At 44.3% G+C, this 14,502-nt stretch carries 17 protein-coding genes; 13 read left to right on the plus strand and 4 right to left on the minus strand.

From position 1 onward, the window contains the following. Window positions 1–96 precede the first annotated feature (96 nt). Genes MUN34_RS03740 through MUN34_RS03750 form a run of 3 tightly spaced genes read left to right on the plus strand, consistent with a single transcriptional unit; the run spans window position 97 to window position 1,770 of the window. Window positions 97–642, plus strand: a complete 546-nt coding sequence (locus tag MUN34_RS03740) for a phosphatidylglycerophosphatase A family protein (RefSeq protein WP_026827879.1) — start codon at window positions 97–99, stop codon at window positions 640–642. After that, the gene (locus tag MUN34_RS03745; protein WP_051525126.1) at window positions 642–1,277 is read left to right on the plus strand and encodes a phosphatase PAP2 family protein; all 636 of its coding nucleotides are present in this window, start codon (window positions 642–644) and stop codon (window positions 1,275–1,277) included. The genes MUN34_RS03740 and MUN34_RS03745 overlap by 1 nt, the downstream gene beginning before the upstream one ends. Further along, window positions 1,264–1,770, plus strand: a complete 507-nt coding sequence (locus tag MUN34_RS03750; protein WP_247856902.1) for an HAD family hydrolase — start codon at window positions 1,264–1,266, stop codon at window positions 1,768–1,770. The genes MUN34_RS03745 and MUN34_RS03750 overlap by 14 nt, the downstream gene beginning before the upstream one ends. A gap of 169 nt (window positions 1,771–1,939) precedes the next feature. Here the strand turns inward: MUN34_RS03750 and MUN34_RS03755 are convergent, their stop codons facing one another. From MUN34_RS03755 to MUN34_RS03765, 3 genes are all read right to left on the minus strand, one after another. Then, entirely contained in the window at window positions 1,940–2,812 is an 873-nt protein-coding gene (locus MUN34_RS03755) for a DegV family protein (protein ID WP_247856903.1), read from the minus strand. Between the two features lie 340 nt (window positions 2,813–3,152). Further along, the gene (locus tag MUN34_RS03760; protein ID WP_012370900.1) at window positions 3,153–3,446 is read right to left on the minus strand and encodes a hypothetical protein; all 294 of its coding nucleotides are present in this window, start codon (window positions 3,444–3,446) and stop codon (window positions 3,153–3,155) included. A 251-nt stretch (window positions 3,447–3,697) separates the two neighbouring features. Beyond that, window positions 3,698–4,429: a hypothetical protein gene (locus tag MUN34_RS03765; RefSeq protein WP_026827882.1), complete on the minus strand. Its 732-nt coding sequence runs from the start codon at window positions 4,427–4,429 to the stop codon at window positions 3,698–3,700. Window positions 4,430–4,551: 122 nt separating this feature from the next. Here MUN34_RS03765 and MUN34_RS03770 point away from each other — a divergent pair, with 122 nt between their 5' ends. From MUN34_RS03770 to MUN34_RS03800, 7 genes are all read left to right on the plus strand, one after another. Further along, complete coding sequence (locus MUN34_RS03770; RefSeq protein ID WP_012370898.1) at window positions 4,552–5,109, plus strand: GNAT family N-acetyltransferase; 558 nt, start codon at window positions 4,552–4,554, stop codon at window positions 5,107–5,109. Between the two features lie 8 nt (window positions 5,110–5,117). Further along, window positions 5,118–5,843 (plus strand): alpha/beta fold hydrolase, encoded by a 726-nt coding sequence (locus MUN34_RS03775; protein ID WP_247856904.1) that lies wholly within the window; start codon window positions 5,118–5,120, stop codon window positions 5,841–5,843. 138 nt (window positions 5,844–5,981) lie between these two features. Next, complete coding sequence (locus tag MUN34_RS03780; protein ID WP_247856905.1) at window positions 5,982–7,073, plus strand: virulence factor; 1,092 nt, start codon at window positions 5,982–5,984, stop codon at window positions 7,071–7,073. A gap of 357 nt (window positions 7,074–7,430) precedes the next feature. Further along, window positions 7,431–7,643: a hypothetical protein gene (locus MUN34_RS03785; RefSeq protein ID WP_026827885.1), complete on the plus strand. Its 213-nt coding sequence runs from the start codon at window positions 7,431–7,433 to the stop codon at window positions 7,641–7,643. A 91-nt stretch (window positions 7,644–7,734) separates the two neighbouring features. Then, entirely contained in the window at window positions 7,735–8,199 is a 465-nt protein-coding gene (locus tag MUN34_RS03790; protein ID WP_026827886.1) for a BsuPI-related putative proteinase inhibitor, read from the plus strand. Window positions 8,200–8,234: 35 nt separating this feature from the next. Beyond that, on the plus strand, window positions 8,235–9,050 hold the full coding sequence (gene nadE, locus MUN34_RS03795) for an ammonia-dependent NAD(+) synthetase (RefSeq protein ID WP_247856906.1): 816 nt from the start codon (window positions 8,235–8,237) through the stop codon (window positions 9,048–9,050). A 106-nt stretch (window positions 9,051–9,156) separates the two neighbouring features. Beyond that, the gene (locus MUN34_RS03800) at window positions 9,157–10,437 is read left to right on the plus strand and encodes an FAD-dependent oxidoreductase (protein WP_247856907.1); all 1,281 of its coding nucleotides are present in this window, start codon (window positions 9,157–9,159) and stop codon (window positions 10,435–10,437) included. A 9-nt stretch (window positions 10,438–10,446) separates the two neighbouring features. On the opposite strand, the gene MUN34_RS03805 is transcribed toward MUN34_RS03800, so the two are convergent. Continuing rightward, window positions 10,447–10,839 (minus strand): disulfide bond formation protein B, encoded by a 393-nt coding sequence (locus MUN34_RS03805; RefSeq protein ID WP_026827889.1) that lies wholly within the window; start codon window positions 10,837–10,839, stop codon window positions 10,447–10,449. Window positions 10,840–10,904: 65 nt separating this feature from the next. On the opposite strand from MUN34_RS03805, the gene MUN34_RS03810 reads away from it, so the two are divergent. From MUN34_RS03810 to MUN34_RS03820, 3 genes are all read left to right on the plus strand, one after another. Further along, the gene (locus tag MUN34_RS03810; RefSeq protein ID WP_012370890.1) at window positions 10,905–11,795 is read left to right on the plus strand and encodes a LysR family transcriptional regulator; all 891 of its coding nucleotides are present in this window, start codon (window positions 10,905–10,907) and stop codon (window positions 11,793–11,795) included. Next, window positions 11,779–12,891, plus strand: coding sequence for an N-acetyldiaminopimelate deacetylase (locus MUN34_RS03815; RefSeq protein WP_026827890.1), 1,113 nt, complete (start codon window positions 11,779–11,781; stop codon window positions 12,889–12,891). Before MUN34_RS03810 ends, MUN34_RS03815 begins: the two co-directional genes overlap by 17 nt. A 221-nt stretch (window positions 12,892–13,112) precedes the next feature. Further along, window positions 13,113–14,501 carry a cytochrome ubiquinol oxidase subunit I gene (locus MUN34_RS03820; protein ID WP_247856908.1) on the plus strand — a complete coding sequence of 463 codons (1,389 nt, stop codon included), beginning with the start codon at window positions 13,113–13,115 and terminating at the stop codon, window positions 14,499–14,501. Window position 14,502: the final 1 nt, after the last annotated feature.

Consider the following 14,502-nt stretch of genomic DNA (forward strand, 5'->3'; position numbering starts at 1 on the left):
ATGACGGATTATCGGTGTGATGTCAAAGAAGTTTGAGGGGAGAGTAGTAATCCGTGTATACTTGTGAAGAACTTTGTCAGAGAGGTGGATTTTGTCATGAAAGAAAAAGCACATTCTAAAGAAGTAAAACAAGCAGCAATCGATAAGCTGCATGAACGGGGCGTCACGATTCACGCAATTGCTGAAATCGTGTATCAAATGCAAGCACCATACACGATCGAACTTACGCTTGAAACATGTGTCAGCTCCGTGGAACGTGTTCTCGAAAAACGGGAGTTGCAACACGCGATTCTCGTTGGGGCCGAACTCGATATTTTAGCCGAAAAAGGGCTGTTGTCTGAACCGCTTTTATCCATCATTCGTAGTGATGAAGGATTGTTCGGCGTCGACGAAACGATTGCGATTGGAGCCGTCAATACGTATGGTTCGATTGCCGTAACGACATTTGGTTATTTGGATAAAGCCAAGATAGGGATTATCAAAGAACTGGATACAAAGGTCGATGACGGACGAGTCAACACCTTTATGGATGATATCGTAGCGGCAATTGCTGCCAATGCGTCCGGGCGTCTTGCACACCGATTACGTGATAAGGAAGATTACTCGGCAGAAGAACTTGAGCAACGGAAAGGGACGTATTGATGACATTAAATCGAAAAGCTTTAGCCGTTTCAGGAATCGCGTTCATCATTTTTCTGGGAATCGCCATATCCATCCGATTAACGGGCTATTTTTTATTTGACGCTCAATTGTCCAATCGCATGTCGAAACAAGTACCGGCTGATTATGTCAGTTGGTTCACACAATTAGGATCGGGAGTAGGGGCTGTGACGGTGACGGTTCTGTTAACCGCAATCAGTTATTACCTTTGGCGAGATCGAGTGGGGAGCATATGGTATCTGTCGTGTTTTTTGGCAGTGGCTGCTCTCAACCAAGTCGCTAAAGTGATTTTTGTCCGGGACCGTCCTTCACTTAATGAATTGGTTGGCGGAGTCGGCTACAGTTTTCCGAGCGGTCATTCTTCAATGGCTTTTGCAGTGTACGGTGGATTTTTGATTCTGAGCTGGCGATTTTTAAACCGGGCCGGAAAAATTATTTTGGGTATTTTTCTTAGTCTGTTGATTGTAGCAATGGGTTCGTCACGTATTATCTTGAACGTGCATTACTTCTCGGATGTTGTCGGTGGTTTTTGTTTCGCTGCCTTCATCTTGTGTCTGTCTTATGCCTTCATTTCACCGCGACGTAAGCAAAAGGAGACCGGTCATGTTATTAATTGATATCGATCACAGTTTACTTTTTGATGAAACGACGATGGAGACGATCGCGGTTCCTACCTTGTTAGTAGAGCGGGTAGGAGAAGAAAAGCGGTTCATGACGATGCGGACGCATTTGCGATTAAAACGTCTCGTTGAAAAGAATGGTTTGATTCCATTCACGAGTCGCACGATTGAGGCATTCCGACATTTGGAGCTGTTTCAAATCGATGCGAAGCCGAAATGGTCTATTCTTGAGAACGGCAAGATCTTGCTGAAGGACGGAAAACCAGATAAACGTTATGCAAACTGGTTACGACAATATGAAGAAGAACCTTCCCTGGAAACGGTGCTCCGTTATTTAGAGGAAGTGGAGCAGTTTAATTGGACGGTTTACCCGGCGGAAGCATGGGAAAAACGAATCAACCGTCCGCATCAGGCGATTTTGCGCCAAGAAGATGAAGCGACGATGCTTGACGATGTCTTTAAACAAATGAATGATTCACAGCATGGATAACACCTACCCGAATGGGGACACTTGATAAAAGGTCCCGTTCGGTTTTTTTATTCTGTCCGATTGTTGTATTCACTTCTAAAAAAAAGATGATTCCGATACGAGATCGGAATCATCTTAAAGCCGCCTGAAAAGCGGAAGTGTTTTTAATGGAGCTGCCTCCAGTCGAGAGTCATCGATTGATCGTCAAATCATCGAACCAGTACACACCAACCGTTTCCGAACCGGCATGCGTCAGAATGGATGGTCCGAATTGTGTAATTTCGATTGAAATCTGCGGCAACTTGATTTGCAACAAATCGCGTAATTGTTCGGCAGAAGATTGCGTAAGTGTATGACCAATGTAAAGCGTCCGATTGTATAAACCAAATTGTTCGATTTTAGAAGCAATCTCGGATGACATTTCGTGAAAAGCTTTTTTAATGGAACGTACTTTTTTAAACGGAACAAGTTTACCGACCTCGTCAAACTTAACGATTGGTTTGATGTTCAGCATGTTGGCCAGTAAAAATTGACTGCTAGAAACACGTCCACTTCGGCGCATCGTCTCCATGTTGCCGATAATCAGATAGAAATGAGAATGATGCTTGAACTGTTCCAAGGTCTGCATGACTTCTTCCGGCTGCTTACCGGCTTGCGCCATTTCGATTGAAAGACGCAACATGTTTTGTTGATTCGCGGCGCCGGTATAAGAGTCGATTGCATATAATTTAAAGCCGACAGCATCTGCCGCGGCGACAGAGCTGGCATAAGTCCCACTCAAACCGCTTGTGATGTGAACGGCATAGGCATAATCATAGCCCTCTGCCTGTAAACGTTCGTAAAGTTCAACTAGTTCACCAAAAGAAGGTTGTGAGGTCGTCGGGATGACAGAAGAATTTTCACGCATTTTTTTATCCAGTTGTTCAATCGACAAATCAGCATATTCCCGGTAAGGCTCCCCGTTGATGATGATGACTGTTGGTACGACATGGACTCCGAGTTTTTCAGCTTCCCCGGGCGGGAAAAAAGCCATACTATCGGTAATCCAAGCAATCTTATCCATTAAAGCGACGCCTCCAGTAGAGTTTCATTTTTTTTATCATACCATAGCGATGAAAGCGGAATCACCAGCCAATCTGTTTTTCAGGAATAGAATCAAAAGAATCGTGTCTAATTGATGAACTGACGAAAAACAGTGGGAAATGACGACGGATGATTCTAATTGCTCTAAAAAAGTATGGCAATCCATCTGGTTCATACGGCAGCTTTTTAATAACTATACGGATTTTAAACTATGCGTATCCATTGTTTGAAAATAAAAAGCCCACGTACCGGTTAGAAGAACTCTAACGGTTACGTGAGCAGAACATTGCAGCATTGATAAAGTAAAGGAGTGGGTGGTTTTAGCTAGACGCCATGAAACGGCTCTTTTTTTGTCGTCTTAATTTATGGAGGAGCCAAGCGTGAACGACTTCGCACGATTGACGAGGGAGGGTCAGTTCCACGAGCGGTTCTTGTTGCTGACCACGGATAATAAATAATCCTGTTTCTTCATCAATAGGTGAGATAGTCATTGAGCTCGCTTCATTCAGAGATACTTTCAGTTCGCCTGTCGTCGCATCCTTCAATTTCAGGATGTTTCCATTCGTTGCAAACTTGGTGAATGAACCGATACCGTTCACTTTTAACTGATCCATGCTAAATTCCTCCTTCGGTTGATACAAACTTAATTAAATCATCAAGAAAAGTAGTTCCAACTTCTAACTTCCAAAAGGTTAACCTCATTATAACGAAGTCTGGACCAGATACCAGTCTTAATTTATGTGAAAATTCAAATGATTCAGTAATGATATTGTCATATAGAGGATTAAGCAAAAAATGAGCAAAAATTGCCGATTGAAAAATATGAAAAAACTATCCTGTCATCAAGTACTAAATGTGCTTGGGATCACCGTAACTCCAAACTCCAATTTTTTTTGCGGTGAACCAGTTCGCCGCGCAAGACGATCGATTCCTTTTTGGTCTCGAGGTCTTCTTTTAATACATGCATGTCTTCATATCGACCGGCGATATAAACTGGAATGGTCGTCTGACGTGTGAACATCGATTGCCGTGTATGCGTGAAATCAATCAAGATTCCTTCTTGCAGCAATTGCCGAAGATTAATGATGATTTCAGCTGTAAGTGGTGAGGCAGTCGGGATGCGGAGTTCTCGACGGATTTTTTGTTGCATCAATGTGGACAGGACTTGTTCGATACTTGACCAATCTTTTAAATAAGCCGTTGCTTGTGTCCCGTTGTGCTCACTGAAATAGGCCCATTCATTGTCGACGGCAGTCATGAACGGACTGGGCATTCCGCGTTTCATATGCATTAAAAATAACAGCTCTGCGATTTCAACATCTGTCAGGATATCGAGAGAATGAGAAGAACGGATGTCGATGGCATTTAGCGGAAAACGCTCTACATCACTTGATTGAACGAATTGTTCTACTTCATGGGACTCGACATAATGAAAGGCGGTCCGAGAAGAATGTTTGACAGATTTAAAAGCGGCTCCAGAAACGAGTAGAGGACTCTTTGAATCAATGGATGTGATAAAGTCTCCAAAAGTGACGCCGGACATCGTCAAACGATTGTTTTCGGCATCTTCATATAGATAGAGCAGGGAATTGGACATAAACAAGCGACTTCCTTTCGTGGTCAGGACATGAATAATTTCAATAGTAGCAAAACTTCTAATAAGCGAAAAGGGTATTTCCCTCTGAAAACGGGCATAATATAAAAAAGAGGTGATTGGGCATGTGGGGGTTAAGAAAACCATTCCCGGAACTAAAAACAGAACGGTTCATCTTGAGAGAATTGGAAAACAAAGATGCACGAGATCTATTTAAGATCCTATCGGATGATGAGGTCATGTATTATTACGGCTCTGATCCGCTGGTCACGGTGTATGAAGCAAAAAATGTCATCAGTTACTTTAAAGAACAATTCACCCAAGGAAAAGCGATTCGATGGGCGATTGCCGATCAACAAACGAATCAACTGATTGGAACGATCGGATTTCATAATTGGTTGACCCAGTATCACCGGGCGGAAATCGGATTTGAAGTCAGCCAAGACTATTGGCAACAGGGAGTGGCCTCGGAAGCGGCACGCGCAGTCTTGACACACGGATTTGAAGACTTTGCTTTACACCGGATCAGTGCTCTTGTTGCACCTGAAAACATCGCGTCCAATGCACTGGTTCAGAAACTTGGTTTTCAAGCAGAAGGATTACTTGAAGATTATGCTTACAGTCATGGACGATTTATGGATTTAACGATCTACCGAATGCTTGCATCGGAATGGAAAGGATGACTAGTCAAATGTCGAAACAACCACTTGTGTTACTACATGGATTTGCCGGAGGAACGGATTATTTTAATCGAGTCGAAGCGAAACTACGTTTATCTTTTGATGTGCTTGTGCTCGCCCTTCCTGGTCACGAAGGACAGTCAGTCGGTCCTGAGACGATCGAGGACTTTGCCTCCTGGGTGATGGAAGATTTGGAACGAAGAGGAATCGAACGGCCCATTCTGATTGGACACTCGTTTGGCGGTTATATCGTCTCGTCGATTGTCGAGACGTATTCGGAAAAAATCAGTGGATTTGGTCTTGTCTACTCAACGGCTAAAGCAGATACGGACGAAGCCAAACAAAAAAGAAATCAAAATATCAGCCGGGTCCAGGAAATCGGTGTTCGGGAATTTGTTGACGGATTAGTTCCCGGATTATTCGCTGAAGGCACCGATGCGATGATTGTCTCTGAAGCGAAGGAAATTGGTTACATGATGACTGTCGAAGGGGCGATACGGGCGCTGACTGCGATGCGTGACCGTAGAGATTTGACAGCGGTCTTAAGTCAAACAGATGTTCCGGGAGTGATTATCCACGGAACGAAGGATCCATTAATTTCAGAAGCAAGTGCTTTTGCGCCTCAAAACGAACGGATTATGAAACGTTCAACGGACAGCAGTCATATGGGAATGCTTGAGACACCGGATGCATTTTGTGAGATTTTAGAAGAAGTGTTCTCAGAGGAAAAATCTTGAGAGCAGTCTGTCTGATCAGCGTTCACCACATGGTGGGCGCTTTCTTGCTTCTTTTGCATCGATAGTCGAAAAATGCACAAAAGCGTATGCGTTGCATTTTTCATGGAATTTCTGAATGATAAAATGGGAGGGATAAAGATGAAGATTATAGCAATTGAACCAACACCAAGTCCAAATAATATGAAAGTCATCGTTGATGAAACGTTTTCGGAGAAAGGACAAACGTTTGAACATGCATTCGGTGCACCGGATCATGTTGCAAAATTACTAGAGATTCCAGGCATTAAGTCGGTTTATCAAGTCAGTGATTTTTTAGCCGTTGAACGGTTTCCGAAATATGATTGGCGTACGTTAGTCATCGAGATTCGCCGGTCATTTGGCGAAGTGCTCAGCGATGTCGAACAACATGAGACGGATGAGGCATTTGAGCCTGTTCATCTGTTCATTCAATTCATTTTAGGTGTACCAATGCAACTAAAAGGAGTCAAAGGATTAGAAGAAAAACGTCACGGATTACCTGACCGGTTCCGGGAAGCCGCGTTATTCGTCCAACCCTATGTTAAAAATGTCATCAGTGATCGCCGATGGGTCGAGCAAGCACCACGTTATGGAGATTTAGATGAAAGTTTGGCAGAAGTGGCTCAAGAAATCGAAGTCGCGTATCCAACAGAGCGGATTGATCGCTTAAAAACCATCGCTTCTGGGGAAGAAGTCACATTTGACGGACAAGCGTTAACTTCGTCAGATTGGAAACAGCGTTTCGCAGCTCTTGATGAATTACCGATTGAATTGAACTGGATTCCGGCATATGCGAAAATGCTTCAAGATGAAAAGATGCAAATCAGAAGACAGGCCGTAGTCAAACTCGGAATGTTCGAAGAAAACCGATTGGAACTGTTGGATTATATAACAAATGCGTTACACGATCCGTCAAGCAGTGTCCGGCGAACGGCTGGAGATACGATTTCCGACTGGGCCTTGCCAGAGGCGGAAGTAATGATGATTGAAGCGTTAACGGATAAAAATAAATTGGTCCGTTGGCGGGCTGCCCGCTTTTTATTTGATGTCGGAACGGAACAATCGATTCCACGTTTAAAGGAAGCCGTGCAGGATAAGGAATATGAAGTCGCACTTCAAGCGGAACTTGCATTGGCGCGGATCGAAAGTGGGGAAGAAGCACTAGGTACGGTTTGGCAACAAATGAATCGAATGTCAGGTGAAAGTTCATAAGAACCTCAAAATAACAGTGTGTGAAGAACCATTCGACAAAATAACAACTAAGTTGTCTAGGTATATTTTCCCTTCTAACTAAGGTATATGGGAAAATATGAATATTATCTTGTAATGATTTTGAAATGGTTTTGAAATGTGTTGATAAAACGCCATTTTAAAGGTGTATGAACCAACTATTTTGACATTCCAATAAATGGTTGTATTTTTTGGTATAAAGTTTTGACACGAAATGTCGAACGAGAATTTTCCGATGTTTTTCCTGTTTTGATAAAGTGAAATCACAATAACTGATTCGATTTCAAACAGCTATTCTGGTTTGACTGACATCTGACATAACAAAGGAGATTCGGGGATATGATACTTTTTGCTGAAACAGATCTGGCAGTAGGATACAAAGAACGTACGGCTTCAGGTGTGTTCGTAACGATTGAAACAATGGATAGCCGCACAATTACGCTTGTGGCACCTGCAACGGCAACGGATGCCATTTGTGATGAATTGTTCGTGACGGGGATTGAACAATTGTTTTCTACATCAAAAATGACAGTGACCATTCCGGTTGCTTAATCGATGAATCAAAGAGGCAGGATGAGGGAGAACCTTATCCTGTCTCTTTTTTGTGCTAAAATTGACAGGAGAGAAGAGAGGGGGCGTTGTTTTGAAATGGATCATCCGGTTATCCTGTTTATGTGTACTGACCTTGATGTTGGCTGGATGTAACCAGCAGGAACAAAAGAAATCGACGACGCAAGGAGATGACACGGAACAACCGATTGAAATCAAGGTGTCCGGAAAACAATTAGAACCAAACGTCGTCTTAGCTGTCGTAAAATTAAAAAATCCAAATGAACAAGCGTTGACCCTGACATTCCCGACATCCCAGCGATTCGAATTAAAAATCAAGGATGCGGATCAAAAAGTACTCTATACTTTTTCGCAAGAGCAGGTATTTACGCAAGCAATCGAACAAGAGCGGTTCAAAGGATTGGAGACAAAACGTTACGAAGTAAAAATCGAGCTTCCAGCTTCCAGTCAACCGGCTCAAGTTGAGGCGATGACCATCCGTCAGGTAAAGGGAGCCTCGGCTTCCAACAGGAAAGCTCAAAGTGAAATCTCGAATTAAACAATGATAAAAAGCTGAAGGAGTGTGACGGTTTTATGCAACAGGAGATCATTCAAGTGACTGGGGTCAAGCCAGTCATCGTCGCTGAAGAAGAAATCAAACAACGAGTTCAATTTTTAAAAGACTATCTTGTGCATACAGGAGCAAAAGGACTTGTTCTTGGTATTTCAGGAGGACAAGACTCATCATTAGCCGGTCGTCTCTGTCAACTCGCTGTCGAAGAGTTACGCAGTGAGACAAATCGAGAGTATCAGTTTTATGCTGTTCGACTACCATACGGTCAACAACAAGACGAATCAGATGCCCAGCTTGCCCTGTCATTCATCCGTCCGGATCATGCTTTACGCGTGGACATCAAGCCGGCAGTTGCTGCTTCCATGGCTTCTTTTGAACAAGCAACGGGAGGCGTATTGTCCGATTTTAGTAAAGGGAATACAAAAGCACGGGAACGAATGAAGGTGCAGTATGATATAGCAGCCCACTACGGTTGTTTAGTCGTGGGAACAGATCATGCAGCTGAATTCGTAACCGGTTTTTACACGAAACACGGCGACGGAGCGTGTGATTTAACGCCGTTGACCGGACTGAATAAGCGTCAAGGAAAACAATTATTGCGCGAATTACAGGCACCTGAAGGATTGATTGAAAAGGTTCCGACAGCCGACTTAGAAGACAACCAACCGGGGTTACCAGACGAACAAGCTCTAGGCATGACATACAATGAAATTGATGATTATTTAGAAGGTAAAACGATTTCCGATGAAAGCCAGGCTAAACTGGAAGGTCAGTACAAACGGGTGGGACATAAACACCATATGCCGGTCTCACCACTGGATACTTGGTGGAAATAAACAATCTTTTGCAGGCGACAGCTAAAACAGCTGTCGTTTTTTTTGTCTAAAAATCGGGAAAAGAACCAGAACAAATCATGAAGAGAGTCGGACGGGAGGTAAGGGCATGGAATCGATAGCAGTCATCGGCGGTGGACTAGCGGGATTATCAGCCGCGGCCTTGCTTGCGAAACAAGGGAAACGTGTTCAGCTGTATGATGCAGCGATGTTAGGCGGAAGAGCGACCTCACAAATCATCAAAGGGTATACGTTTAACTACGGGGCGCATGCAGTATATGGACGGGATCATTCCGTGCTAAAGACGATCATTAAAAGTTTGAAATTAGAGATTACCTGGCTGGACTTTTCTTCGACGAAAGCAAAATATGAATTTTCCGGTCATTTAACTGCTGCTCCGGCCAATGCAATTGGTCTCTTAAAAACAGAAGTGATTGGAGGAGCGGATAAACTTCGTTTTACATGGGAAGTTGTGAAAACGGTTCTCCGTCTTGAAAAGGGAGTGCCGGAGTTGTCGATTGGTCAATGGTTGGTCCAAGAAAAAGTCGAGGAAGATGTGTCCCGCCTGATGCTTGATTTGGCCTCCAGTAATTTCTTTACGACCGAACCTGAAAACATTCCGTCAGTCGTCTATTTTGACTATTACCGTAAACTCTTTCGGACACGAAAACCGGTTTCGTATATCGCCGGCGGATGGCAAGTTCTGATCGATGAGTTGGAACGTGTCCTGCAGGAGCAGGGAGGGATGATTCATCGGAAAACCAAAATCACAGCGATTGAAGAAAAGGAACAAGGGTACCGGTTGCGTGATCGAAAAAAAACGGAATGGACTGTTGACCGGGTTGTCTTGGCGCTTCCGCCCCGTGATATGCGAAAACTCGCATTGCCTGCTTCTGTCCAATCCTTTATCGAACCTTTTGCCCAATATGAACCGGTGGAAGTTCTCGTCTACGATATCGGAATCAGTCCATATCTCAAGACACCGTTCTCATACGTTTACGATCGCACCCATCAACTGTTCGTAACTGATTTATCTCATTATGATCCGAGTATCGCACCAAAAAATGGTCAGGTCTTACAAGTCGTTGCATATCTTGCGCATCAGGAAGTCGGAAATCCAGATTATTTGGCGGAAAAAGTCAAACACATTCATCGACTTCTTGATCAACATTATCCGGAATGGCAGGAACGTTTGGTCGTTGAACGGACGATGAAGCGCGCCATCGTCCAAGAAATCAAATGGAAGATGGGACAAAGCGGATTACCTAGTTTTATGCAGGGCGAAGAGGATGGGACACTCGCGTTTGTGGGAGATTGGTGTGAAGGAGAAGGCCAGTTATCCGAATTGTCCTTTTCGAGCGCGTTGAATGTAGCGATGGCATGGAAATAAAAAAAACGCTCATTGAGCGTTTTTTTGTTTCGGATAAAAGGCAAGGATGACCAATAAGGTGAACGCAATCAGACTCATCATCGGAATCGTCAGGAAACCAAAATAATTGACCCACTTGATGAGGCAACCGTTCGTGCAGAGTGCTTCTCCGTCCGGTAAGCGCTCGAGTACGACGTGATAGGCTGCGACTGCAAACCCGAGTAACGTATATAATCGAAGAAAAAATCCATCGACCGGACGATTACGGAATAAGGATACGAGCAAATAGATGGCGGTCGTATACATGAACAGACGTTGCCACCAGCATAACGGACAAGGGATGAATCCACGAATCTCACTGAAATACAGACTGCCTAAAGTAGCGACCGTTGAGACGATCAACATAAAATGATACCGTGACATATGTACCTTCCTCTCTAACGTGTTAAACTAATGCCATCTTATATCATGAGGAGTCGAATCATACATTGCAAGTGTCGGAAATGGAAATGTTGATTACGTTATCAGAAGAATTGAACATGAGACGGGCAGCAGAACGTCTTTTTGTCTCGCAACCTGCTCTCAGCCAACGTTTGGTCGCAATCGAGCGGCGCTGGGCAACAAAGCTGTTCATTCGTTCATCACGTGGACTGAGTATCACTCCGCAAGGTGAAAAGGTCATCGGACTCGCCAAAGAAATGAACCGAAAAGAACTGGAACTGAAAAGTGAGTTAACGGCAGAAGAAGGAGCAGTTTACGGTACACTTCGGATTGCTGTCGCGTCCATTATGGGGCAATATTGGCTTCCCCGTGTCCTGAAACGGTTTGTCGAACGGTATCCGCACGTCCGTGTCCAATTGGTCACAGGGTGGTCGAGTGAAATGATGCGGCATATGCTGGAAGAACATTTTCATATCGGTATCATCCGTGGAAATCCCGATTGGAAAGGCGTGAAGGAACGGCTGTTCTCCGATCCGTTGTATCTCGTGGACAGTGAACTGACGTCACTCGAGCAGCTTCGGAAGACAGAACGTCCTTTCATCCAATTCAAAAGTGACTCGACGTACTATCAAGAGATTTTAGAATGGTGGCAGGATCGCTTTTCGAGTCCACCGGCTCGAACGCTCGTCGTTGATCAGATTGAGACGTGTAAACAGATGGCGCTTCACGGGATTGGTTTTGCCATCTTACCCGAATCAACGATTCATGAAGCGAGCGAAGTGATGCAGATTCCACTCAAAACATCATCCGGAAAAATTTTAAAGCGGGACACATGGATTCTATCGACAGAGTCGATGCTTGAATTAAAACAAGTCCAAGCGTTTTGGGACATCGTCAAAGAAGAAGGAGGAAGTCAGTCAGATGGAATACGCAATTGAAATGCGCCGAGAGCTTCATAAAATACCGGAGCCGGGATTTAAGGAGTTTAAAACGCAAGCTTTTATTCTTGATCAAATCCGGTCATACCCGGAAGAACGGGTAAGTTATGATACATTCGAAACAGGAGTATTTGTCCGCGTGAAAGGCTTAACCGGGAACCGGACGATTGGATATCGGGCAGACATCGACGGATTACCGATCGAAGAAGCAACGGGGTTGCCGTTTGGTTCTGAGCATCCCGGCTTCATGCACGCCTGTGGTCATGATGTTCACGCATCGATCGCCTTAGGTCTGTTACGCAGGATTGTCGAATTGCCTGTCATGGATGATGTCGTCTTCCTGTTCCAACCGGCTGAAGAAGGACCGGGTGGGGCAGAACCGATGATTAAAAGCCCGCTGTTTGAAAAGTATCGTCCAAGCGAGATGTATGGTCTGCATGTCGCGCCGGAATATCCGGTCGGGACGATTGCAAGCCGGCCAGGTGTCTTGTTTGCGAGTGCCCGGGAAGTTCATATCACGATTTATGGACAGAGCGGTCATGCGGCCTTTCCGCATTTGACGATTGATACGGTTGTTGCCCAGGCGGCATTGATCATGCAGCTTCAGACGATTGTCAGTCGTTCAATCAATCCAATGAACTGCAGTGTCATTACAATCGGAAAAGTGGAAGCGGGAATCCGGGAGAATGTCATTGCCGGTCGGGCGCTACTCGACGGAACGATGCGGGCGCTTAACGGAACAGACATGGAAAAATTAGAGCAACGTGTGCGGGATATCGTACGCGGCATCGAAGCTTCATTCGGTGTAAAAATCGATTTGCAGTTCGGGAATCGGTATTATGAAGTCGTTAACGATCAACGAGTCGTCGATAAATTTTCGTCTTTCGTCAAAATGAATGCGAATTATATTGAGTGCGATGCTGCAATGACAGGCGAAGATTTTGGCTTCATGTTAAAAGAAATTCCTGGCATGATGTTTTGGCTTGGTGTGAATAATGCAACGTCTGGATTACACCAACCGACCTTGAATCCAGATGAAGATGCCATTCCCTTCGTCATTAATTTACTCGATCATTATTTCCGCGAATACGTCTAAACAAAAGACGTGACAATCGGCCCTTTATTCATGGAAAAATGGATAAAGGGCTTTCATTTTATAGAAGAGAACAGTTTTCGAACGTTTTGTGAAATAAATCACGAGTATATGTGAACAATTTGTTACATCAAACATTTAAAACAGACACAAATGATTATGTTCTCTATGATACGGATATAAACAATATATAGAAGTACGTCTAGAAAGAGGGGGCTATACACATGTTCAATGATCCAGTCATGCTCAGTCGATTATTGACAGGGCTCACATTAGCATTCCACATCATCTTTGCGACGATTGGGGTAGGGGTTCCATTGATGGTACTCGCAGCTGAGTACATCGGAATTAAACGAAAAGATTCAGACTATATTCTTCTAGCTCGACGCTGGACGCGTGGTTATATCGTAACCGTAGCGGTAGGTGTCGTAACAGGAACAGCGATTGGGTTACAATTGTCGCTTTTATGGCCATCATTGATGCAAGTAGCTGGTCAAACGATCGCATTACCGTTATTTATGGAAACTTTCGCCTTTTTCTTTGAAGCGATTTTCCTCGGAATTTACCTGTACACATGGGATCGATTTAAAAATCCATGGCTGCATTGGTTGATCGGGATTCCAGTCGTCATTGGAGCGACATTATCTGCCTTCTTCATCACGACGGTCAACTCTTTCATGAACTCACCAGAAGGATTTAAAATCGTCAACGGGACACTCACGCAAATCGAACCGTTGAAAGCGATGTTTAATACGGCGACACCAACAAAAGCAACGCACGTCATCGTATCCGCTTACTTGACGGTTGCCTTCATCTTGGCAGCGATTGCGGCCTTCCATCTGTTACGGAAGAAAACTTTGTCGGCAGCAGAAACGGCATATCATAAAAAAGCCCTTCGCTTAACTGTCATGGCCGGATTAATCTTTGCTTTCTCAACAGCTTTAGTTGGAGACTTCTCCGGGAAATACCTGGCGAAATACCAACCGGAAAAATTAGCAGCAGCAGAATGGCATTTTGAAACGACAAGTGAAGCCGAGTTGATTTTCGGTGGAATCTTGGATGAACAGGCGGACGGCAGTTATGAAATCAAAGGTGCCGTCAAGATTCCGTATGCTTTATCCATTCTCGCAGGGGGAGCACCGGATACAGAAGTCATCGGGTTAAATGAATTCGCCAAAGAGGATCAGGCACCTCTGTTTGTCCACTATTTCTTCGATATCATGGTATCGATCGGTATGTACCTGGCTGCGATTTCAGCCTTGTTCATCTTGGCATTCCGACTCAAAAAGTTGAATCCGTACAATAAGTGGTTACTGCGCGGTATTTTCATCGGTGGACCGCTCGCCATCGTTTCGATCGAAGCGGGATGGATGTATGCGGAAATCGGACGTCAACCGTGGACGCTCTATGGTATTATGAGAACGGCTGATGCGGCTACCACTTCGACCGCTGTCGGACCGATGTTGATTTTGTTCAGTTTACTTTATCTGTTGCTCGGAACGATTTGTACAGTCGTCTTGCTCCGGATGTTTAAAAATAACCCTGTCGGCAAAGAACTCGCAGATGATCATCATTCACGTGGTGAAGCGATGTTTGCAGACGACAATAAATAAG

It is taken from the genome of Exiguobacterium sp. 17-1, from assembly GCF_023096305.1.
GTDB classification, from domain to species: Bacteria; Bacillota; Bacilli; order Exiguobacteriales; family Exiguobacteriaceae; genus Exiguobacterium_A; species Exiguobacterium_A sibiricum_A.

Bases quoted from the DNA above. Each gene is read 5' to 3' on its own strand.
- MUN34_RS03740 (WP_026827879.1), top strand. From the start codon at position 97: ATGAAAGAAAAAGCACATTCTAAAGAAGTAAAACAAGCAGCAATCGAT.
- MUN34_RS03745 (WP_051525126.1), top strand. From the start codon at position 642: ATGACATTAAATCGAAAAGCTTTAGCCGTTTCAGGAATCGCGTTCATC.
- MUN34_RS03750 (WP_247856902.1), top strand. From the start codon at position 1,264: ATGTTATTAATTGATATCGATCACAGTTTACTTTTTGATGAAACGACG.
- MUN34_RS03755 (WP_247856903.1), bottom strand. From the start codon at position 2,812: ATGGATAAGATTGCTTGGATTACCGATAGTATGGCTTTTTTCCCGCCC.
- MUN34_RS03760 (WP_012370900.1), bottom strand. From the start codon at position 3,446: ATGGATCAGTTAAAAGTGAACGGTATCGGTTCATTCACCAAGTTTGCA.
- MUN34_RS03765 (WP_026827882.1), bottom strand. From the start codon at position 4,429: ATGTCCAATTCCCTGCTCTATCTATATGAAGATGCCGAAAACAATCGT.
- MUN34_RS03770 (WP_012370898.1), top strand. From the start codon at position 4,552: ATGTGGGGGTTAAGAAAACCATTCCCGGAACTAAAAACAGAACGGTTC.
- MUN34_RS03775 (WP_247856904.1), top strand. From the start codon at position 5,118: ATGTCGAAACAACCACTTGTGTTACTACATGGATTTGCCGGAGGAACG.
- MUN34_RS03780 (WP_247856905.1), top strand. From the start codon at position 5,982: ATGAAGATTATAGCAATTGAACCAACACCAAGTCCAAATAATATGAAA.
- MUN34_RS03785 (WP_026827885.1), top strand. From the start codon at position 7,431: ATGATACTTTTTGCTGAAACAGATCTGGCAGTAGGATACAAAGAACGT.
- nadE (WP_247856906.1), top strand. From the start codon at position 8,235: ATGCAACAGGAGATCATTCAAGTGACTGGGGTCAAGCCAGTCATCGTC.
- MUN34_RS03800 (WP_247856907.1), top strand. From the start codon at position 9,157: ATGGAATCGATAGCAGTCATCGGCGGTGGACTAGCGGGATTATCAGCC.
- MUN34_RS03805 (WP_026827889.1), bottom strand. From the start codon at position 10,839: ATGTCACGGTATCATTTTATGTTGATCGTCTCAACGGTCGCTACTTTA.
- MUN34_RS03815 (WP_026827890.1), top strand. From the start codon at position 11,779: ATGGAATACGCAATTGAAATGCGCCGAGAGCTTCATAAAATACCGGAG.
- MUN34_RS03820 (WP_247856908.1), top strand. From the start codon at position 13,113: ATGTTCAATGATCCAGTCATGCTCAGTCGATTATTGACAGGGCTCACA.